Here is a 20,427-nt window from a genome sequence, read left to right as displayed (position 1 = left end):
CCCCGTCCGCGAAGAGTGACGAGGGGCCCGGTCCAGTCGCCTGCTGTGTGCACCGGCCGACCAGCTCCGCACGGCGCGCCCTGGAACTTTGCAGGTACTCCGGCTCCCGCACATCCCGCACATTGAGCACACGACCTCCGCCGGAAGGGAACTCACGTTGAAGAAGCAATGGAAGATCGGCCTCGCCGCCCTGGCCTCGGGACTGGCCACGGTGCTCACCATCGGTCCCGCGCATGCCGCGTACTCACAGAACTCCGGGGCGTACAGCACCTCGTTCGCGGACGGCGCCGGCTCTCTCACCGACGACTTCGGCGACCACTTCGACGAACTCGGCAACTCTCTCTGCTACGGCTGCGGAGAATCCTCGAACACCGACATCGTCGTCCTCTGGCAGAGCATCCTCGCGGCCGAGGACCTGCTCGATCTCAGTGACATCGACGGCCAGTTCGGCCCCACGACGAGGAACGCCACCATCAAGTGGCAGCAGCGCTACGGCCTGAGCGCGGACGGGAAGGTCGGCGACAACACCTGGAGCAAGGCCGACGACCGGCTCGTATGGCTGTCCAGGATCGATGTGTCCTACACCGGGAAGTACAACACCGGTGCGGCGATCTTCAACCGCGGCAGCACGTCGAAGGACACGGACAGCGGGGCCTACAGACTCGACGAGGTCTACCAGTACGACGGCGTCAAGTCGATGCGCGGCTACCGGATCCAGTTCCGCTCCCTGACCACCCTCTGAACCCGCACACCTGATCTCTCGATGCCAGGAGGACACACACATGCGCAGGACTCGCTGCAGACTCGGTCTCGGGGCTCTCGCCGCAGGACTGTCGATGATGCTGACCGTCAGCCCCGCACACGCGGCGTACGCGGGTAACTCCGGCGCCTACAGCACCTCGTTCGTGGACGGCGCCGGCTCCCTGACCGACGACTTCGGCGACCACTTCGACGAACTCGGCAACTCACTGTGCTCCGGCTGCGGGGAGTCCTCGAACACCGACATCGTCATGCTCTGGCAGAGCATCCTGGTCTCCGAGCACCTGCTCGACTTCCAGGACGTCGACGGGTACTTCGGTTCGCAGACCAGGGCGGCCACCATCAAGTGGCAGCAGCGCCACGGCCTCGACGACGACGGCATGGTCGGCGACGCCACTTGGAGCAAGGCCGACGACCGACTCCAGTGGAGCGGCTCCGTCGTGAGATACCGCAGCGGCGGCCCCTTCGGCTTCGTTGAGCTCCACCGAGGCGACAGCTCCAAGTACCACGACGGCGGCGCCTACCATCTCCACAAGATCATGCAGGGCGACGGGGTCCAGGTCTTCGAGAGCGGGACACGCGTCTACCACCGCAGCAAGACCGTCAGTCAACGCTGACCCCTCCCGTGCCCCGGGCCGGCCCGGGGCACGGGCCCGGGGCACCGGCCCGGGGCACGGGCCCGGGGCACCGGCCCGGGGCACGGGCGTCCGCGTCAGTGGAAGAAGTGCCGCGTCCCCGTGAAGTACATCGTCACGCCGGCCTTCTTCGCCGCCTCGACGACCAGTTCGTCGCGGACCGAACCGCCCGGCTGGACCACGGCCTTCACACCGGCCGCGGTGAGGATCTCCAGGCCGTCCGGGAAGGGGAAGAAGGCGTCGGAGGCGGCGTACGCGCCCTGCGCGCGCTCGGCGCCCGCCCGCTCCACCGCGAGCTTCGCGGAGTCGACGCGGTTCACCTGGCCCATGCCGACGCCGACGGAGGCGCCGTCCTTGGCGAGGAGGATCGCGTTGGACTTGACGGCCCGGCAGGCCTTCCAGGCGAAGGCCAGGTCGGCCAGGTCGGCCTCGGAGAGCGCCTCCCCGGTGGCCAGGGTCCAGGTGGCGGGGTCGTCGCCGTCGGCCTGGAGGCGGTCGGTGACCTGGAGGAGGGCGCCGCCGTCGATGGGCTTGACCTCGACCGGGGCGGCGGGGGCCCCGGGGGCGCGCAGCACGCGGATGTTCTTCTTCTTGGTGAGGGCTTCGAGGGCCCCGTCCTCGTAGTCCGGCGCGACGACGACCTCGGTGAAGATCTCCGCGACCTGCTCGGCCATCTCCCTGCTGACCGGGCGGTTGACCGCGATCACGCCGCCGAACGCGGACAGCGGGTCGCAGGCGTGCGCCTTGCGGTGCGCCTCGGCGACGTCCGCGCCGACCGCGATGCCGCACGGGTTGGCGTGCTTGATGATCGCGACGCAGGGCTCGTCGTGGTCGTACGCGGCACGGCGGGCGGCGTCCGTGTCCGTGTAGTTGTTGTACGACATCTCCTTGCCGTGCAGCTGCTCGGCCTGCGCGAGGCCGCCGCCCTCGGGGGAGGTGTAGAGGGCGGCGGGCTGGTGCGGGTTCTCGCCGTAGCGCAGGGTGTGGGCGCGCTCGTACGTGGCGCCCAGGAAGTCCGGGAACCGCGACTCGTCGACCGGGGCGTACTCGGAGGCGAACCAGGAGGCGACGGCCACGTCGTACGCGGCGGTGTGCTGGAAGGCCTCGGCGGCCAGCCGCTTGCGGGCGGCGAGGTCGAAACCCCCGTCCTTCACCGCGGAGAGCACGTCGGCGTACCGGGCGGGGCTGGTGACGACCGTGACGGAGGGGTGGTTCTTGGCGGCGGCGCGGACCATGGACGGGCCGCCGATGTCGATCTGCTCGACGCACTCGTCGGGGGTGGCGCCCGAGGCGACGGTCTCGCGGAACGGGTAGAGGTTGACCACGACCAGGTCGAACGGCTCCACGCCCAGCTCGCCGAGCTGCTGCCGGTGGCTGTCCAGACGCAGGTCGGCGAGGATGCCGGCGTGCACCTTCGGGTGCAGGGTCTTGACGCGGCCGTCCAGGCACTCGGGGAAGCCGGTGAGCTCCTCGACCTTGGTGACGGGGACACCGGCGGCGGAGATGCGGCCGGCCGTGGACCCGGTGGAGACGAGTTCGACGCCCGCCTCGTGGAGCCCGCGGGCGAGGTCCTCGAGCCCGGTCTTGTCGTAGACGCTGACGAGCGCGCGACGGATGGCCCGCTTGTTGCTCTCGGCGGTGGCGGTCACTGGATAACTACCTTTCGTCCCTCAATGCGATAGCCGTTGCGGGCGAGCCGCCCCACGACATCGACGAGCAGCCTTCGCTCGACTTCCTTGATGCGCTCGTGCAGAGCGCTCTCGTCGTCCTCGTCACGGATCTCCACCACGCCCTGCGCGATGATCGGTCCGGTGTCGACGCCGTCGTCGACGAAGTGGACGGTGCATCCGGTGACCCTGGCGCCGTACGCGAGCGCGTCCCGCACACCGTGGGCCCCCGGGAAACTGGGGAGGAGGGCGGGGTGGGTGTTGACGAACCGCCCCCCGAAGCGGGCCAGGAACTCCTTGCCCACGATCTTCATGAACCCGGCCGAGACGACGAGGTCCGGCTCGTGGGCGGCGACGGCCCCGGCGAGCGCCGCGTCCCACTCGTCGCGGGTCCCGTAGTCCTTGACCTTCCGCACGAACGTCGGCAGTCCGGCACGCTCGGCACGGGCCAGCCCCTCGATGCCCTCGCGGTCGGCGCCGACGGCCACGACCTCGGCTCCGTAGGCCTCGACGCCGGTGGCGGCGATCTCGTCGAGGAGCGCCTGCAGGTTCGTGCCGGATCCGGAGACCAGCACCACTAGGCGCTTGGCTCGCTGGGCCACGGGCTTGGCGGCCACGGTGGGGGCCTTTCTCGGGGGAGCGGGTCTGTGCGGGTCGGATTCGTACGGCAGTCGCTCTTCACAGCCGTATGTTTTGTACGTTCGTCTGTTTGTGCAGTCATACGAATGCTTCGCGCCCCGGGATACGGGGAAGTCTACGAAGCGGCCGACCGTCAGCAACGATACCGGCACACCGGGCGGCCCCCTCGGGACGGGGGCGTGGCCGGGAGGTAGCGTCTGCGTGGAGCCGGACCGGGAACGCCGCCCGCGCGCCACGCGTTCACCAGTCGTGCCGACCGGTACGCCCGTTCCACCGGATCGACCGTTCCACCAGATCGACCGTTTCACCAGATCGCCCGTTCATTGTCGCCAAGGGGAAGACGCTCACTTGATGCCGGACCGCAGCCTGCGACTGCTCACGCTCCCCCAGCAGTCGGCGCAGCCAGGGGAGCGCAGCACCGTGTTGCTGCGGGAGCGCCCCTCTTCACCGCCCGACACCCCGTCGGACCGGACGGACGGCGGCGAGCGGGACGGCGCCACCGAGAAGGACGACGGGAAGGACAATCCGTTCGCACCGCCCCCGGAGGGCACGCCGGACCGTCCCTGGCAGCCGCGGCACCCGTCGGGCGACGGCGGCGACTCCCGGGGCGACGGCGGGCGTTCGCCGTGGGGCCGGCAGTGGAGCGACCGGCAGCCGGGCCGCTCCCCCGGCGGTTTCGGCGAGCGGCCCGGCGGTTCCGGTTCCGGTTCCGGCCCCGAGGGGTCGGGCGGCGGCACGGGGCCGCGCTGGGACCCGACGGATCCAGCCCAGCGACGCGCCCGCTATGCCCTGCTGTGCGGCATGTGGGCCCTCTTCTTCGCGCTCTTCACCTGGCCGTACGTGGCGCTGCTGCTCGGCGCCCTGGCCCTGTACTGGGGCATCAGCGCGCTGCGCGCCAAGCCCCGCGCCGCCTCGGATCCGGACACCCCGGCCCCGCCCGCCGAGCAGACCGGCCGCCCGCAGCGAACCGCCGCGATCAGCGGCCTGGTCACGTCCTCCCTGGCCATCGTCCTGGTCGCCGCGTCCTTCGGCGCCCAGCTGGTCTACAGCGACTACTACACCTGCCGGAACGACGCCCTGACCAACGCGGCGGAGCAGAACTGCGAGACCCACCTCCCGGAGCAGCTCCGGGATCTGCTGGGCTCGGAGGACTGACACACCGGCTTCCCGAGGCCGGGCGCGGCCGTCTCAACCCGCCCGGCGCTGGAGGCCGAGGCCTGCTCGGGGCCGAAGCGGGATCCGGGGGCGCGGCCCCGGGGGACGGAAAGGGCAAGGGCGGCGAGGGCGGCGAGGGCGCGCAAGCAGCTTCGGGCGAAGGGGCCCCGGCCCGCCACAGCCGGCGTGCGCGGCTCACGGCGTACGCGGTCCAAGGCGTGCGCGACTCAGGGCGTCCGCGGTCCAAGGCGTGCGCGACTCAGGGCGTACGCAGTCCAAGGCGTGCGCGACTCAGGGCGTACGCAGTCCAAGGCGTGCGCGACTCAGGGCGTCCGCGAGCGTGCGCGGCTCAAGGCGTGCGCGGCGCCTCCCCGGGGGCGTCGACCGGCAGCAGATCGTACGGTGCCTCGGCACCACCACCATCGCCGTCCGCGTCCCCGCGCCCCCGCCACCGCCCCACCGAGAGCAGCGGCACCCGCCCCCACCGACGTCCAGCGGTGCCATCCGCCTCCCCGCCCTCCACCACAGGCTCCGGAGCCGGTGCCTCCGCCCTCGACGCGCTGCGACTCCAACGCCTGCCCCGCCAGGCCCTCACCAGCACCGCCACCGGCAGCGCCACCACCCCGACCCACACCAGCGTCGCGCCCCCGGCCTGCCACCACACCGGCCCGAACCTGGCGAGGGCGCCATCCCCGAGCGGACCGCCCGCCAGCGCGGCCAGCACGGCGACGAGGACCGCGCACAGCCCGGCGGCCAGTACCGCGGCGGCGACGGTCCGCCGCCATGACCACATCCCGGCGGCCTCGTCACCACCGGGCACCACCTCCGCACGCGGCCCCACCGCAGCCCCACCCGCGCCCACGCCCACGCCCGACCTCGCACCCGTGCCCGCCCCCGTACCGGTACCCGCCGTGGCCGCATCCCTCGTGACCACACCCGCCGTGGCCGCCCGTGCCGTGAACCACCCCACCACCACCCCCGTCACCAGCGGCACCGCCCCGGCCGCCCAGTGCACAGGCGTGCCCGGGCCCGCGTCCGGCACGGCCGCCAGCAGCGGAAACGGCGGCAGCAGCGGTGCGGGGGCGGAGGAGAAGGGGTCCACGACATGGCCGGCACCGAGCACGAATCCCGGTCCGAGGGCGTACGCCGCCGCCCACACCGCCGCGTTGGGCACCAGCGTCAGACAGAGCAGCAGCACGGCGAACCGCCCCGACCAGCCCTCGGTCAGCTGCCCGAACGCCTCCCGCGCGGCGGGGCCGTGCCACACCAGCGACACCGCAAGCAGCAGCGCACCGCCGCCGACGAGCGCCGCCGCACCGGCGCCCGCGGCGCGCGTGGCGGCGCCCAGGCGCGCGTCCGGTTCCACCAACAGCTCCCGCAGGTCGCGGGGCAGCACGCGCAGCACCCGCCCCACCGGCCCGCCCGGCCGGCCGAACGCCGTCCACACGCCCGCGCCCGCCGCGCCCATGGTCACCAGCGGCAGGCACAGTGCCGCCCACCCGGAGGGCCGCAGCGCACCGCCCGCCGCGTACAGCACGACGGGCGTGGCGATGGCGAGGTAGCCGAACACGACCCCCGCCCAGGCGTTGCGCGCGGAGACGGGCGGTGGTCCGGCGTCCGGGAGGATCCCGCCCCCGCCCAGGCGCACACCGACCCCCGCCTTCGCACCGGCGCCCACGGCCACCCCCACGCCGTCGCCGGGGTCGGTGGCGTCCCGGGCCGCCCGGTGCAGCAGCCACACCGGCAGCAGGAGCAGCAGCAACGGAGTGACGCCCACGGGCGCGGGGGCACCGGAGAGCGTGTCGGCACGGACCAGTTCCGCCCCGTGCGCCAGCACCCACAGCGACGCGGCGACGTGCAGCGCGCCGCCGGGTCCGTTGTCGGGGTACGGCGAGCTGATCCAAAGCACCGTCACGAGCACGGCACACGAGGCCAGTCCCAGGCCCGCCGCGACCGCGCCGCCCAGGAGGCCGGCGGCAAGCCCGGGCGACCGGTCGCGCCACCGGGTGCGCAGCAGGGACAACGGGGCTCTGCGAGCGGTCGTCTGCATCACGACCGCCATGCTCCCAACGACACGCGCTTTACCGTCGTAACAGGCGAAGCTCCGCTGTGTCGCTCAATATATGTTTATGTACTTTTTCGTACGAAGGGGTGCGCTGTGACCCGGAGCCCCGCATCCCCGCTCCCCCCTCCCAAGGCACGCCGACGTCTGCGCGAGACCGCCGCCCTGACGCAGGCTCAGCTCGCGGAGCGGGTGGGTGTCACCCGCGAGACGGTCCGTGCGTGGGAGAGCGGCCGCACGACCCCGCGCGGCCGGAAGCGGGAGGCGTACGCGAAGCTGCTGAACACCCTGGCCGAGGAGGTGGCGGCACGGCGGGCCCAGCCGTCGCCCGCCACCGGGCCGACGTCGGAACCCGTACCGGAGGCGGTTTCGGGTGCGATTGCGCCGGCGGTTCCGGATGCGATTCCCGAGGCGGCTCGGGAGGCGGCTCGGGAGGCGGCTCGGGAGGCGGCTCGGGAGGCGGCTCGGGAAGCGGTTCCCGCAGCGGCTCCGGGGGCGGCTCCGGGGGCGGTACCCGTCGTCGTGGCCGTCGGTACCGGATCGGCGAAGGCCTCCGAGAAGGCCGTCGACAGCCTCGTACTCCCGGCGAGACCACTGGCCGAAGGGGAGCCGGCAGCAGAGTCGGGACCGGCACCGGAACCGCAGCCCGAGCCGAGGCCCGGGCCCGCCGCGCTGACACCCGCTCAGGCCTTCGACGCGCTGTACGAGTTCAGCGCCCCCGCGCTCGTACGGCAGACCTTCCTGCTGACCGGCCGCCGTGAACTGGCGCGCGAGTCGGTGGAACGTGCCTTCCAAGCCGCCTGGGAGCACTGGCCAGAGGTGGCCCGCGACCGCGACCCGGTGGGCTGGGTGCGGGCGGCGGCGTACGAGTACGCGCTCTCGCCCTGGCAGCGGTTCCGACTGCGCCACCGGCACCCGGAGCCGCCCCCCGCCGACCCTGGCGACCGCACCCTGCTGAACGCCCTGCTCAGACTCCCCCCGCCGCACCGCCGCACACTCCTGCTGCACGACGGTGTGGGCCTGGGCCTGCCCGAGACGGCCGCGGAGACCGAGGCGAGCACCCCGGCCGCGGCGAACCGGCTGCTGCGCGCCCGCGAGGCCGTCGCCGACCGGCTGCCCGCGCTGGCCGACCCGCGGGCGCTGCACCGGCGGCTGGCCGAGCTGGCGTCGACCGAACGGCTGCGGGCGGCCAGGCCGCCGGCGGTGCGGCTGGGCAGCGAACGGCGGGCGCGGTTCTGGACCCGGGCCGCGATCGCCTTCACGGCGGCCCTGATCGGGACCACGGCCCTGACCCTGCGCACCGCGCCGACGCACTACGAGCCGCCCGTCTCACCGGGTGAGACGGTGCGTGGGGTGCCGCCCAAGGTGGCACCGGGGGCGCTGTCGGACGAGGAGCTGGAGCTGCGGCAGAAGCTGCGGGACCAGTTGCAGGACGGACCGGAGCGGCTGACGCCCCGAATCGAGTGACGCCGCCGGTACGCCGAGTGGCCCGCCCCGTGATCACGGGGCGGGCCACTCGGCGTACCGGCAGGGCCTCGTCGGCCGACGAGGCCGTGCCAGCCGGCGGGGCGGTGTCAGCCGGCGAGGATGGCGCGGGCCAGCTTCGCCGTCTCGGTCGGCGTCTTGCCGACCTTGACGCCCGCGGCCTCCAGGGCCTCCTTCTTCGCCTGGGCGGTGCCGGACGAACCGGAGACGATGGCGCCCGCGTGGCCCATGGTCTTGCCCTCGGGCGCGGTGAAGCCCGCGACGTAGCCGACGACCGGCTTGGTCACGTTCTTCGAGATGTACTCCGCCGCACGCTCCTCGGCGTCGCCGCCGATCTCGCCGATCATGACGATCAGGTCGGTCTCGGGGTCGGCCTCGAACGCGGCGAGCGCGTCGATGTGCGTGGTGCCGATGATCGGGTCGCCACCGATGCCGACGGCGGTCGAGAAGCCGATGTCACGCAGCTCGTACATCATCTGGTACGTCAGCGTGCCGGACTTCGAGACCAGGCCGATGCGGCCCGGCTTGGTGATGTCGCCCGGGATGATGCCGACGTTGGACTGGCCCGGCGTGATGATGCCGGGGCAGTTCGGGCCGATGATCCGGGTCTTGTTGCCCTTCTTGCCGGCGTACGACCAGAAGGCGGCCGAGTCGTGCACGGCGATGCCCTCGGTGATCACGACGGCCAGCGGGATCTCGGCGTCGATGGCCTCGACGACGGCGTCCTTGGTGAACTTCTCCGGCACGAAGATGACGGAGACGTTGGCGCCGGTCTTCTCGATGGCCTCCTTGACGGTGCCGAAGACCGGTACCTCGTTGCCGTCGAAGTCCACGGACTGACCCGCCTTGCGCGGGTTGACGCCGCCCACGACGTTGGTGCCGTCACCCAGCATGAGCTTGGTGTGCTTCATGCCGGTGGCACCGGTCATGCCCTGGACGATGACCTTGCTGTCCTTGTTGAGCCAGATAGCCATGGTGTGTTGGTGTCCTCGTCCTGAGTGCTTACTTGGCGGCGTGGGCCAGCTCGGCGGCCTTGTCGGCCGCGCCGTCCATGGTGTCGACGCGCTGCACCAGCGGGTGGTTGGCGTCGGTGAGGATCTTGCGGCCCAGCTCGGCGTTGTTGCCGTCGAGGCGGACGACGAGCGGCTTCTCGACCTTCTCGCCGCGGTCCTCCAGGAGCTTCAGCGCCTGGACGATGCCGTTGGCGACCTCGTCACAGGCGGTGATGCCGCCGAAGACGTTGACGAACACGGAGCGGACGTCCGGGTCGCCCAGGATGATCTCCAGGCCGTTCGCCATGACCTGGGCGGAGGCACCGCCGCCGATGTCCAGGAAGTTGGCGGGCTTGACGTTGCCGTGCTTCTCACCGGCGTAGGCGACGACGTCCAGGGTGCTCATGACGAGACCCGCGCCGTTGCCGATGATGCCGACCTCACCGTCGAGCTTGACGTAGTTGAGGTTCTTCTCCTTGGCGGCCGCCTCGAGCGGGTTGGCGGCGGCCTTGTCGTGGAGGGCCTCGAAGTCGGGGTGACGGAACTCGGCGTTGTCGTCGAGCGACACCTTGCCGTCGAGGGCGATGACGTCGCCGCCCGCGACCTTGGCCAGCGGGTTGACCTCGACCAGGAGGGCGTCCTCCTTGATGAAGGTGTCCCACAGCTTGACCAGGATGTCGGCGACCTTGTCGGCGACCTCGGCCGGGAACTTCGCGGCCTCGGCGATCTCGCGCGCCTTCTCGGGCGTCACGCCGTCGATCGCGTCGATCGGGGTCTTGGCGACGGCCTCCGGACGGGTGGCCGCCACCTCCTCGATCTCCACGCCGCCCTCGACGGAGGCGATGGAGAGGAAGGTGCGGTTGGCACGGTCGAGGAGGAAGGAGACGTAGTACTCCTCGACGATCTCCGGGGCGGTCTCGGCGATCATCACCTTGTGGACCGTGTGGCCCTTGATGTCCATCCCGAGGATGTCCGTCGCCCGGGCGACGGCCTCGTCCGCGGAGGCGGCCAGCTTCACGCCACCGGCCTTGCCGCGACCACCGACCTTCACCTGCGCCTTGACGACGGACTTGCCGCCCAGACGCTCGGTGATCTCGCGCGCCGCCTCAGGCGTGTCGATGACTTCACCGGCCAGCACCGGTACATCGTGCTTGGCGAAGAGGTCCCTCGCCTGGTACTCGAACAGGTCCACGCGCTTCCGTCCCTATCAGTGATCTCGCGGTTCGTTGGATGCGTGGGCGTGCCGCGAAGGGCAACGTGACGTCCGCTGTGAGTCACAAGGGGGGCGCACACGGTGTCCGAGCGCGCGGCATGTCCGTCTCGCAGGTTATCGCCGCTTGCGGAGGGTCTCTAAATCGTGGGTCACACCTGAGCGGTGATGCCTGTCACATGATGCCGCGCTCACTGGCACGGCGTGCCGGGCGTGAGGGGCGACGGGAGTGGCGGAGGGAGCGGTGGATAGGGGCGGCGGAGGCGGTGGAAGGGGCGGAAGGGGTGCTCGGCGGGGCGCTTCGGGAACCGGGGAGGCTTCGGCTCCGGGGGCCGGAGGAGGCGGGGGCGGGGGGCCTCACCGGACCGCGAACCGGCTGGGGCCTCACCGGGCTGGGGTTGACCCGGTGAGGCCCGTGGAACGCCCCGGGGGCCGCTGGGTGCGGCCCCTCCGAGGTGCGGGGTAGCCGGTCCCCACCCCAATGGGGACCGGCCACCCGATCCGCGGGGCTACGGCCGGACGGAGGCCGACGGCTTTCGGCCGGGCCGTCCGGGGCCGTGCGCTCCGCGAAGCCCGTGGTCCGCCTGACATCCCCGATGTCCAGGCGGGTGGGACGTCAGACCCCGTAGGGGTTGCCGAGCGCGCCGTAGGCGCTGTGCTGGAGGTCCGTCGCGTAGGCCGGGGTCACCGACTCCGCGAGCTCCTCCGCTCCGGTGACCGTGTGGTCGGCCAGCGGGGTGTCCCGGACGGTCCCGGTCAGGTCCTGCGCGAAGGGGGCGGCCTGCCCGGCGACGCCGTGCGTGAACGGGGCCGCCTCGCCACCGACGCCGTACGCCAGTGTCGTGGCGCTGCCGCCGATGCCCTCGGCGACCGGCTGGACCGTCTCGGCCACGGTGTCGACGACCGGCCGCACGGCGCCGGTGACGCCGTGCGCGAACGCCCCGGCCTGTCCGGTCACACCGTGCGCCAGCGGCGGTACGGCCCCGACGACACCGCCCGCGAAGGGCCGGACGTCGCCCACGACACCTTCCGCGAGTCCGCCGGCGTCCCGGACGGCCTGCCCGGCGACGGGCACCGCGCCGTCCACGGCGGTGTTCGCGACCGGCGGCAGTACGGCGTCCCTGGTGTCGCCGGTGACCTGGCCGGCCACTCCGGTGGCGTACGGCCGCACGTCCGCGACGACACTCTCGGCCACCGGCACGGCACCGGCCACGGCCCGGTCGGCGACCGGCGGGGTGACGGCGCCGCCCGTCTCGTGGGCGGCGGCCTGCGCCCGGTCCAGCTCGGGCGCGAAGGCGGAGAGGGGGCCGAAGAGGTAGTCGACGTCGTCGGTGGTGGCGGCGGCGGCCTCGGCCTGCGCGGTGGCGTCGGCGTCGGCGTCGGTGCGGCCGTCGGTGACGGCGTCGGTCTGGTCGGCGGTGGCCGCTACGACGTCCGTCGCGTTGTCGGTCGCGGCTTCGGGGGCGTCCTCGGTGGCCTCGGCGGCCGTGTCCGTCACGACAGCCGTGTCCGTCACGGCGTCCGGGACGGACACGGAGGCGGACGGCAGCTCGTCGGCACTGGCCACGGCGGAGCCCAGGGCCCAGGCGCCGGTGACGCCGGCGGCGATGACTATGGAACGGCGGATGTTCGTGTTCATGGGTGCGTCAGGGTCCTTCGAAGAGCTTGGGAACATTTCCGGATGCCGGGCCGGGTGATGCGGCGCCGGCGGCAACCGCCCGGGAGAATGCGAAGCATCCGGACGGTGGGCAGACCTCTCCGCCCCCGCGCGGCGGGTCTGCGGCGGGGGAAGCCCCTGCTCTAGGCGGGAGAGACGGGAATGTCCCGGTACCGGTCCCGCGTCTCGGCCGCGTCGACGCGCACGAGCGCGCCGGGTACGAGTCGGAACGGGATCCGGTGATGCGGGGTGACCGCGTGTGCGTCACCGTGACGCGGGGTGCCGTGGTCGGCACCGGCCCCGGCGCCCAGCCTGCCGTCGGGGTCGCCGGCGGGTGCCCCGTGGGCGGGCGTGTGCTCGGTGGGCGCGGGCACGGCGCGGTCGGCGTCGACGTGCGTCTCGCCGGGCGCCCCGCCGCCGACGGCGGTCGGTCCGTACGCGGCGTACGCCGCGACTCCGGCACCGCCGGAGGCCCGGACGCCGATGGTGGCTGCCTCGTCGGCGGCGTCGGAAGTGTCGGAGGTGTCGGAGGTGTCCGGCGCCGTGGTCGGAGGCCCGGGCCACGGGACCGGGACGACCGGCGTCGACCGACCGGGAACGTCGGTCAGGCCGGACGGGTCCGGCAGCATCGACAGCGGAGGCGACGACGGCAGCGAGGGCGGGGTCGGCGAGGGCGAGGAAGGAAGCGGCGGCAACGCCTCCAAGGGCGGCACCTCCGTCCGCGCGACAGCTCCGAGGCCGTCGGTCACCCTCCCCGCCGCGTCACCGACCGGCCGCACGACCCGGTCCTCAACGGACCGGACGACGTCCTCGGCCACGGGACGAAGCCCCGAAAGCACCGCGCTGGACCCCTGGCCGGCTCCGAAGCCCCGGTCGGCCCCGGAATCCTGGACGGCCGCGGACTCCGGGACGGCCGCGGACTCCCGGCCGACTGCGGGCTCCCGGCCGGCCGCGGGCTCACGGCCGGCCGCGGAGCCCTGTCCGGCCACGGAGCCCTGTCCGGTCCGGGCTTCCTGGTCGGCCCGCGAGTCATGGCCGGCTCGAGAGTCCTGGTCAGACCGAGAGTCCTGCGGGACGGTGGACTCCCGTGCTTCCCGCGGGCGCTCCAGGGGCTCCAGGGGCACGTCGACGACCTGACCGATGGCACCCCGCACGGACGGCGCCCCCTCGGCCGCCTGTGCCCGCTCTCCGCAGAACATCCCGAGCACGAGCAACCCACCCACCAGCAGCGCCACGTGCAGCGCACGCCGCCCGGCCGCTGTGCGCATCACGCGCAGAGCGGCACCGGGCAGGACTGCTGAGCAGATCAAGAGCTGGGGATTCCTCCCGTGCGGCGGAACGGGTCGCGCGCCGGACAACGCACCGGACAACGCAGGCATCGAACAATGCGAACACCACATCGACACGACGCATCGACACGACACTTCGATACGACACTTCGATACGACGCGCGATCCTCGCACGGGACTCCGGAGGTTGTGCAAGCCCGGCGCCGCCGATGGGTAGTCATATCCGTTTTACCGACCGGAATCGGGCCACCTCGGATCGACAAATCGTCACCCGGCATCCGGTATCGGCAGGGGACGCTTCTCGACCGCCGCCGCCATCACCTCCGGGAAGAGATCGGGCGTGCAGGCGAAGGCCGGCGCGCCCAGTGCGGCGAGCGCCGCCGCGTGCTCCCGGTCGTACGCGGGTGCTCCCTCGTCGGACAGCGCCAGCAGCGTCACGAACTGCACCCCCGCCGCCTTCATGGCCGCGACCCGCTTGAGCATCTCGTCCCGTATGCCTCCCTCGTACAGGTCGCTGATCAGCACGACCACCGTCTCCGTGGGCCGGGCGATCTGTGACTGGCAGTACGCCAGCGCGCGGTTGATGTCCGTACCGCCGCCCAGTTGCGTGCCGAAGAGCACGTCGACCGGGTCGTCGAGCTGGTCGGTGAGGTCGACGACCGCCGTGTCGAAGACGACGAGCCGGGTGTCTATCGACCGCATGGACGCCAGCACCGCGCCGAACACGGACGCGTACACGACGGACGCCGCCATCGACCCCGACTGGTCGACGCAGAGGACGACCTCCTTCTTCACGGACCGGGACGCCCGCCCGTAGCCGACGAGGCGCTCTGGCACGATCGTCCGGTACTCGGGCAGGTAGTGCTTGAGGTTGGCCGCGATCGTGCGGTTCCAGTCGATGTCGTGGTGGCGGGGCCGGCTGATGCGGGCGCTGCGGTCGAGGGCGCCGGTGAGGGCGGCCCGGGTGCGGGTGGCGAGCCGCTTCTCCAGGTCTTCGACGACCATGCGCACCACGGCCCGCGCCGTCTCCTTCGTCGTCTCCGGCATCGCCTTGTTGAGCGAGAGGAGCGTGCCCACGAGGTGCACGTCGGCCTCCACGGCCTGGAGCGTCTCCGGCTCCAGCAGGAGCGTGGCGAGGCCGAGCCGGTCGATCGCGTCCCGCTGCATGACCTGCACGACGGAGGAGGGGAAGTAGGCCCGGATGTCTCCGAGCCAGCGCGCCACCGCCGGCGCGGAAGCCCCCAGCCCCGCCGAACGGTTCCGCCCCGCCCGTGGCTTGTCCCCCTTCCCGTAGAGCGCGGTGAGCGCTCCGTCCATCGCGGCGTCCCGCCCGGAGAGCGTGCAGCTGGTGCCGTCGGCCGGATCGCCGCCGAGCACGAGCCGCCACCGCCGCAGCCGTTCCTGTGCCGTGTTGCCGTCCACCGGCTCGGTCGTCACGCTTCCACCTCCACAAGGTCGGCGTCGGCACCCGTCCGACGCCCGCCGGTGCCGGGAACGGGACCGGCGGTCCCGTCGCCCATACCTACGGCGCCCATACCTACGGCGCCCACGGCGCCCGTCGCACCCGTCGCACCCGTCGCACCCGTCGCACCAACGGTGCGTGCCGTGTCCGCCTCGCCCTCGGCGCCCGACGGGTGGTCCAGGCCGAGCAGCAGCCCGACCACCGGCAGCACGGCGTCGGCCCGTCCGGTGTCGAGCCCGGCCGCGAATCCGGGTATGCCGGAAGCGGCCGTCGCCCTCCCCCGGTACTCCGGTCCGCGCCGGACCAGCTCGCCGAGGGTGCGGCGCACTCCCGGCTCGTAGGCCGAGAAGGTGCGCCGCAGCAGGGGCAGTACGTCCGTGAACGCCTCCGCCGGTACACCGGTCAGCCAGTCGTCGACCAGGGCGAGCAGCCGCTCGTCGTGAAGGAGGAGCATGCCGCCGCCCGCGCCGCCGCCCACGAACCCCTCGATCCAGGCCGCCGCGTCCGCCGGTGGCGTCCCCGGGGACAGCACCAGGCCCATGAGCCGCGCCGCCTCGTCCGGCGCCAGCCCGCCGTCGTCCAGCAGAAGCCGGACGGCGCGCCCCCGGACGGCGCCGGGCACGGTGTCCCGCGCGCAGAGGGTGCGCAGCACGGCCCGCCAGCGGGACCGGAGGTCGCCGTGGCCCGGCGCTGGGGCGTCGCCGAGGAGGCCCACCGCTCCGTGCACGGCGTCCACGTGCCGGCGCATCTCCTCGGCCGCGTCGGCGTCCAGCGCGGCGCAGGCCGGGGGCAGGCCGACGAAGATCCGCTCGGCGAGGCCCGCGGCGACCTCGGCGAGCGCGCCGGTGTCGGTGCCGCGCACATCGCCGTAGCGCAGGGAACGGACCAGGGCCGGCAGGGCCCGGGCGAGGTGGCCGACGTCCGTGTCGAGCGCCGCGCGGTCGGCGAGTATCCGCATGACCGGGGTGAGCGCGTCCGGCAGTTCGGCCAGCAGGCAGCGTTCGGCGAGCGCGGTGACCTCGGCGAGGCCCCGCGCGGTGACGGCGTCCGCCTCGGCCCTGGCCGTCGCGGCGGCGAGCACGGTCGTGCCCCACACCCCGGCCTCGGCGACCCGCACCGACAACTCCGGCTCCCACCGCAGCCGCCACGTCTCCCGGAACGTGCCCGTGCTGCCCCGCGAGGCGGCCGGCTCGCCCCACCCGACGCCGAGCAGCCGCAGCCGGTGCAGCAGTCTGCTGCGCCCCGCGTCGGTCTCCTTGCGCAGGTCCAGCTCCAGCTCCCGCTCCGGCGCCTCCGGCTTGAGCCGCAGGCGCCGCTGGAGCCTGGAGAGGTCCCGCTGCAACGGCACCGCCGGCGCCCCGGCGGGCACCTCCCCCAGCACGTCCCCCACGACCAGCCGGTCGTACACCAGGGCCAGCGGTACGTCCGAGCCCTCGCACATCACCGCCCGTACGGCGTCCATCGTCTCGCTGAGCCCTGGCAGCGGACGGCCGCGCATCACCGCGAGGGTCTCGGCCAGTCGCACCGCCTCGATGACGTGCGCCGAGGAGACGGTCCGGTCCTCCTCCCGCAGCAGCCCGGCCACCTTGGTCAGCCACCGCTCGACGGGCCGGTCCGCCGCACCGAACAGGTGCCCGTACCACCCCGGCGACTCGATACCCGCCCCGTACCCATTGGCCCGGGACAGCCTGCGATGGGTCCACGGCACCCAGGTCATGTCCACCTTGGTCCTGGGCAGCCCCTTCAGCAGCGCCCGGTCGGCTGCGACGGTGGCCTTGCGCCGGAGCGCGGGCACGTGCCAGGCCCCGCAGACCACGGCGACGCCCTGGGCGAATTCACGCCGCGCCGCCCGTACCCGGAGCCGCATGTACGCCTCCCGGACGAGGTCCCGGTCGCGTCCGCCGCCCTCCTCCGTCTCCCGCAGCGCACCCATGGCCTCCTCCAGCGCCGTGAACGGTGCGAGCGCGTCCCGGTCGCCCGTGCCGCGGTGCTCGACGACGTCCTCCCACCAGCGTTCGGGGTCGTCGTGGCCGGCGGCCTCGGCGAGGGCGGCGAGCGGATCCGCCCGGACGTCGGGGAGCCCGGCACCGGGCTCGTCCCCCTCGCCCGTGCCGGGCTCCCCGGGCTCCCCGGGCTCCGGCCTCTCCCCCTGTCCCCTCTGCTCCCCCTGTCCCCCTTGTCCCCCTCGTTCCTCCTCTTCCCCCTGTTCTCCCTCCGCCCCCGCTGACCCCGGTGCCTGCCACGCCAGCGTGTGGGTGGCCGGGAGGTCGATGAAGCGGGCCGGGACGTCGTGTTCCAGGGCCCAGCGGACGGCCACCCACTCCGGGGAGAACTCGGCCAGCGGCCAGAAGGCCGATCGGCCCGGCTCGTCCACGGAGTGGGCGAGGAGCGCCACCGGCGGCCGCATGTCCTCGTCGGCGGCCAGCGGAATCAGGGCGTCGGCCTCCGGCGGGCCCTCGATCAGCACGACCCCCGGCCGGGCCGCCTCCAGCGCCGCCCGGACCGCCCGAGCCGACCCCGGCCCGTGGTGGCGCACCCCCAGCAGCAGCGGTTCGCCCCCGAGATCACCGGCGCCGCCCGGCCTGCCGCTGCCACCGCTCCCGGCCTCGTCAGTGCCCGGCACACCGTCCCCCTCGCCTACGGGGCCAGGTCGAGTCCCCGTCGTCACCCGCCGAGCCGCTCACCGCGACAGCCACTCCACGCCGCGTCCGCATCCACCCACCGTTCACCCGCTCACCTCCCGGCACGCCCGGTAGAAGTCCTGCCAGCCGGCGCGCTCGCGGACGACCGTCTCCAGGTACTCCCGCCAGACGACACGGTCCGCGGCCGGGTCACGGACGACGGCGCCGAGGATGCCCGCGGCCACATCGCCGGGCCGCAGTACCCCGTCGCCGAAGTGGGCGGCCAGCGCGAGGCCGCCGGTGACGACCGAAATGGCCTCGGCCGTGGACAGGGTGCCGCTGGGCGTCTTCACCTTCGTGCGCCCGTCGCCGGTCAGCCCGTCGCGCAGCTCGCGGAAGACGGTGACGACCCGGCGGATCTCGTCGGTGCCGTCGGGCGCCGACGGCAGGTCGAGGGAGCGGCCGATCTGGTCGACACGGCGCGAGACGATCTCGACCTCGGCCTCGGCGGTCTCCGGCAGCGGCAGCACCACGGTGTTGAAGCGTCGGCGCAGGGCGCTGGACAGCTCGTTGACCCCGCGGTCGCGGTCGTTGGCGGTGGCGATCAGGCTGAAGCCGCGGACCGCCTGCACCTCCTGGCCCAGCTCCGGTATCGGCAGGGTCTTCTCCGACAGGATCGTGATGAGCGTGTCCTGCACGTCGGCCGGGATGCGGGTCAGTTCCTCCACGCGGGCGGTCATGCCCTCCGCCATGGCCCGCATGACCGGGCTGGGCACGAGGGCGTCCCGGCTGGGGCCGTGGGCGAGGAGCTGCGCGTAGTTCCAGCCGTAGCGGATCGCCTCCTCGGGGGTGCCGGCGGTGCCCTGCACCAGCAGGGTCGAGTCGCCGCTGACGGCCGCCGCGAGGTGTTCGGACACCCAGGTCTTCGCGGTGCCGGGCACGCCCAGCAAGAGCAGGGCGCGGTCGGTGGCGAGCGTGCTGACGGCGACCTCGACGATGCGGCGCGGGCCCACGTACTTCGGGGAGATCACCGTGCCGTCGGGCAGCGTGCCGCCGAGCAGGTAGGTGGCGACGGCCCACGGCGAGAGCTTCCAGCGGGCCGGACGCGGACGGTCGTCCTGCGCGGCCAGCCCGGCGAGTTCGGCCGCGAACGCGTGCTCGGCGTGCGGACGCAGCGCCTCCGCCCCGGTCGCGGACCCGCTTCGGCCCGGCTCGACGGGTGTCGGGGCCGCGGGCGGCGGTACCACTGCGGGCGGTGCCACGGGCCTCGGTTCGGCGGGCGTCGGTTCTACGGACACAGGCATGACTGATTCCCCCTCCAGCTCGGCCGGTTCGATCTGTCATCCACGGTGCACCACGCCACTGACAATTGCTCTGACCTGCACAAACGCTCTCGCTCAGCTGATTGTCAGTGGCGGGGCCTACCTTCGATGGCATGACTCAGCAGGGGGTGCGCTGGACCGCGGACCAGGTGCTGGCACTGGCACCTGATGCCGCGTCACGCAGAGCGGGCGGCGAACTCGGCACGGCGGGGCCGTGGTCCGAGGTGGGGAGTTCCGACGAGGGGGCGGTATGGGGGCTGTGCAAGGGCAGCGGCAGCGAGCCGTATCAAACGGTCGTCGACATCGCGGACGCGTCCGGGCCCGCGTACGAGTGCGGCTGCCCGAGCGTCAAGTTCCCGTGCAAGCACGCGCTCGGACTACTGCTGCTCTGGGCGGGCGGCGACGCTGTGGTGCCGGGGGCGAAGGCGCCGGACTGGGCGGAGCGGTGGATCGCCGGACGCCGCGAGCGTGCGCGGGAGAAGAAGGGGCCGCCCGACTCGCCCGGCCCGGCGGCCGGGACCGCCGATCCGGCGGCGGCGCGGCGCCGGGCGGAGCAACGTGCCGGGCGGATCACCGCGGGCGCGACGGAGCTGGAGCAGCGGCTGACGGATCTGCTGCGCGGCGGTCTGGCCGGCGCCGAAGAGACGGGATACGAGCTGTGGGAGGAGACGGCGGCCCGCATGGTCGATGCCCAGGCGCCGGGGCTGGCCTCGCGAGTGCGGGAGCTGGGCGCCATACCGTCGTCGGGTTCCGGGTGGCCGGTCCGGCTGCTGGAGGAGTGCGCTCTTCTCCATCTTCTGGACCAGGGCTGGCTGCGCCGTGAGCAGCTGCCGGACGGCCTGGCGGCGACGGTCCGTTCACGTGTCGGCCTGTCGGCCTCCGCGGACGGCACCCCGGTGCGGGACCGCTGGCTGGTCCTCGCCGAGTACGACACCGCGGACGCACGGCTGACGACCCGGCGCGTCTGGCTGTACGGCGCACAGACGGACCGCGCGGTGTTCCTCCTCTCCTACGGCGCCGCGGGCCGGGCCCCGGAACCGGCGCCACCGGTGGGACTCGCCCTCGACGCGGAGGTGTCGGCGTATCCGGGCGCCGGGCAGCAGCGAGCGGCCCTGGGCAGACGGTTCGCACCGCCCGCGCCCACGGAGCTGCGTCCGAAAGGGATGACCACGTCGCAGGCGGCCGTTCGTTACGGCGAGGCGCTCCGGGACGATCCGTGGCTGGAGTCGGTGCCGGTGACCCTGGAACAGGTCGTCCCGGTACCGAACGGCGTCCATTGGCAACTGGCTGACGCCGACGGGGACACGGCGCTGCCCCTCACCCCGAGGGCCGGAGACCGTCCGGGCCTGTGGCGCCTGGTCGCCCTGTCGGGCGGCGCGCCCGTCAAGGTCTTCGGCGAGTGCGGGCACCGGGGCTTCACTCCGCTGGCGGCCTGGCCGGCCGGACCGGGCCCGGCGGTGCCGCTGTGCTGA

15 protein-coding genes are annotated in these 20,427 nt (G+C 73.5%); 5 read left to right on the top strand and 10 right to left on the bottom strand.

Annotated elements, in window-relative coordinates; translation table 11 throughout:
• Positions 1-157 precede the first annotated feature (157 nt).
• Both ACZ4V1_RS06060 and ACZ4V1_RS06055 read left to right on the top strand, forming a co-directional pair.
• Positions 158-742, top strand: coding sequence for a peptidoglycan-binding domain-containing protein (locus ACZ4V1_RS06060; protein ID WP_468329969.1), 585 nt, complete (start codon positions 158-160; stop codon positions 740-742).
• Between the two features lie 40 nt (positions 743-782).
• Entirely contained in the window at positions 783-1,376 is a 594-nt protein-coding gene (locus tag ACZ4V1_RS06055) for a peptidoglycan-binding domain-containing protein (protein ID WP_468329966.1), read from the top strand.
• Positions 1,377-1,471: 95 nt separating this feature from the next.
• Here ACZ4V1_RS06055 and purH read toward each other — a convergent pair whose 3' ends face one another.
• Complete coding sequence (purH, locus tag ACZ4V1_RS06050; RefSeq protein WP_468329963.1) at positions 1,472-3,043, bottom strand: bifunctional phosphoribosylaminoimidazolecarboxamide formyltransferase/IMP cyclohydrolase; 1,572 nt, start codon at positions 3,041-3,043, stop codon at positions 1,472-1,474.
• Positions 3,040-3,678: a phosphoribosylglycinamide formyltransferase gene (purN, locus tag ACZ4V1_RS06045; protein WP_468329960.1), complete on the bottom strand. Its 639-nt coding sequence runs from the start codon at positions 3,676-3,678 to the stop codon at positions 3,040-3,042. The genes purH and purN overlap by 4 nt, the downstream gene beginning before the upstream one ends.
• 373 nt (positions 3,679-4,051) lie before the next feature.
• On the opposite strand from purN, the gene ACZ4V1_RS06040 reads away from it, so the two are divergent.
• Positions 4,052-4,855: a hypothetical protein gene (locus ACZ4V1_RS06040; protein WP_468329957.1), complete on the top strand. Its 804-nt coding sequence runs from the start codon at positions 4,052-4,054 to the stop codon at positions 4,853-4,855.
• A gap of 349 nt (positions 4,856-5,204) precedes the next feature.
• On the opposite strand, the gene ACZ4V1_RS06035 is transcribed toward ACZ4V1_RS06040, so the two are convergent.
• On the bottom strand, positions 5,205-6,917 hold the full coding sequence (locus ACZ4V1_RS06035) for a cell division protein PerM (protein ID WP_468329954.1): 1,713 nt from the start codon (positions 6,915-6,917) through the stop codon (positions 5,205-5,207).
• A 96-nt stretch (positions 6,918-7,013) separates the two neighbouring features.
• On the opposite strand from ACZ4V1_RS06035, the gene ACZ4V1_RS06030 reads away from it, so the two are divergent.
• Complete coding sequence (locus ACZ4V1_RS06030) at positions 7,014-8,384, top strand: helix-turn-helix domain-containing protein (protein ID WP_468329951.1); 1,371 nt, start codon at positions 7,014-7,016, stop codon at positions 8,382-8,384.
• A 107-nt stretch (positions 8,385-8,491) separates the two neighbouring features.
• Here ACZ4V1_RS06030 and sucD read toward each other — a convergent pair whose 3' ends face one another.
• The 7 genes from sucD to ACZ4V1_RS05995 all read right to left on the bottom strand — a co-directional run bounded on the left by sucD (position 8,492) and on the right by ACZ4V1_RS05995 (position 18,937).
• Positions 8,492-9,376 carry a succinate--CoA ligase subunit alpha gene (gene sucD / locus ACZ4V1_RS06025; protein WP_121748769.1) on the bottom strand — a complete coding sequence of 295 codons (885 nt, stop codon included), beginning with the start codon at positions 9,374-9,376 and terminating at the stop codon, positions 8,492-8,494.
• Positions 9,377-9,404: 28 nt separating this feature from the next.
• Positions 9,405-10,586, bottom strand: a complete 1,182-nt coding sequence (sucC, locus tag ACZ4V1_RS06020; RefSeq protein WP_468329948.1) for an ADP-forming succinate--CoA ligase subunit beta — start codon at positions 10,584-10,586, stop codon at positions 9,405-9,407.
• 634 nt (positions 10,587-11,220) lie between these two features.
• Positions 11,221-12,243, bottom strand: coding sequence for a hypothetical protein (locus ACZ4V1_RS06015; RefSeq protein ID WP_468329945.1), 1,023 nt, complete (start codon positions 12,241-12,243; stop codon positions 11,221-11,223).
• Between the two features lie 161 nt (positions 12,244-12,404).
• Positions 12,405-13,571 carry a hypothetical protein gene (locus ACZ4V1_RS06010; RefSeq protein ID WP_468329942.1) on the bottom strand — a complete coding sequence of 389 codons (1,167 nt, stop codon included), beginning with the start codon at positions 13,569-13,571 and terminating at the stop codon, positions 12,405-12,407.
• Between the two features lie 246 nt (positions 13,572-13,817).
• A complete protein-coding gene (locus tag ACZ4V1_RS06005; protein WP_468329940.1) occupies positions 13,818-14,987 on the bottom strand; it encodes a VWA domain-containing protein in 1,170 nt (389 codons plus the stop codon).
• Positions 14,984-17,635, bottom strand: a complete 2,652-nt coding sequence (locus ACZ4V1_RS06000; protein WP_468329937.1) for a DUF5682 family protein — start codon at positions 17,633-17,635, stop codon at positions 14,984-14,986. Before ACZ4V1_RS06000 ends, ACZ4V1_RS06005 begins: the two co-directional genes overlap by 4 nt.
• 102 nt (positions 17,636-17,737) lie before the next feature.
• On the bottom strand, positions 17,738-18,937 hold the full coding sequence (locus ACZ4V1_RS05995; protein WP_468329934.1) for an ATP-binding protein: 1,200 nt from the start codon (positions 18,935-18,937) through the stop codon (positions 17,738-17,740).
• A gap of 131 nt (positions 18,938-19,068) precedes the next feature.
• On the opposite strand from ACZ4V1_RS05995, the gene ACZ4V1_RS05990 reads away from it, so the two are divergent.
• Complete coding sequence (locus ACZ4V1_RS05990; RefSeq protein ID WP_468329931.1) at positions 19,069-20,427, top strand: SWIM zinc finger family protein; 1,359 nt, start codon at positions 19,069-19,071, stop codon at positions 20,425-20,427.

The organism is Streptomyces sp. NPDC028991 (assembly GCF_055564775.1).
The sequence above is the reverse complement of the archived record's forward strand: the minus strand, read 5'-3'. Positions and strand labels throughout refer to the sequence as shown.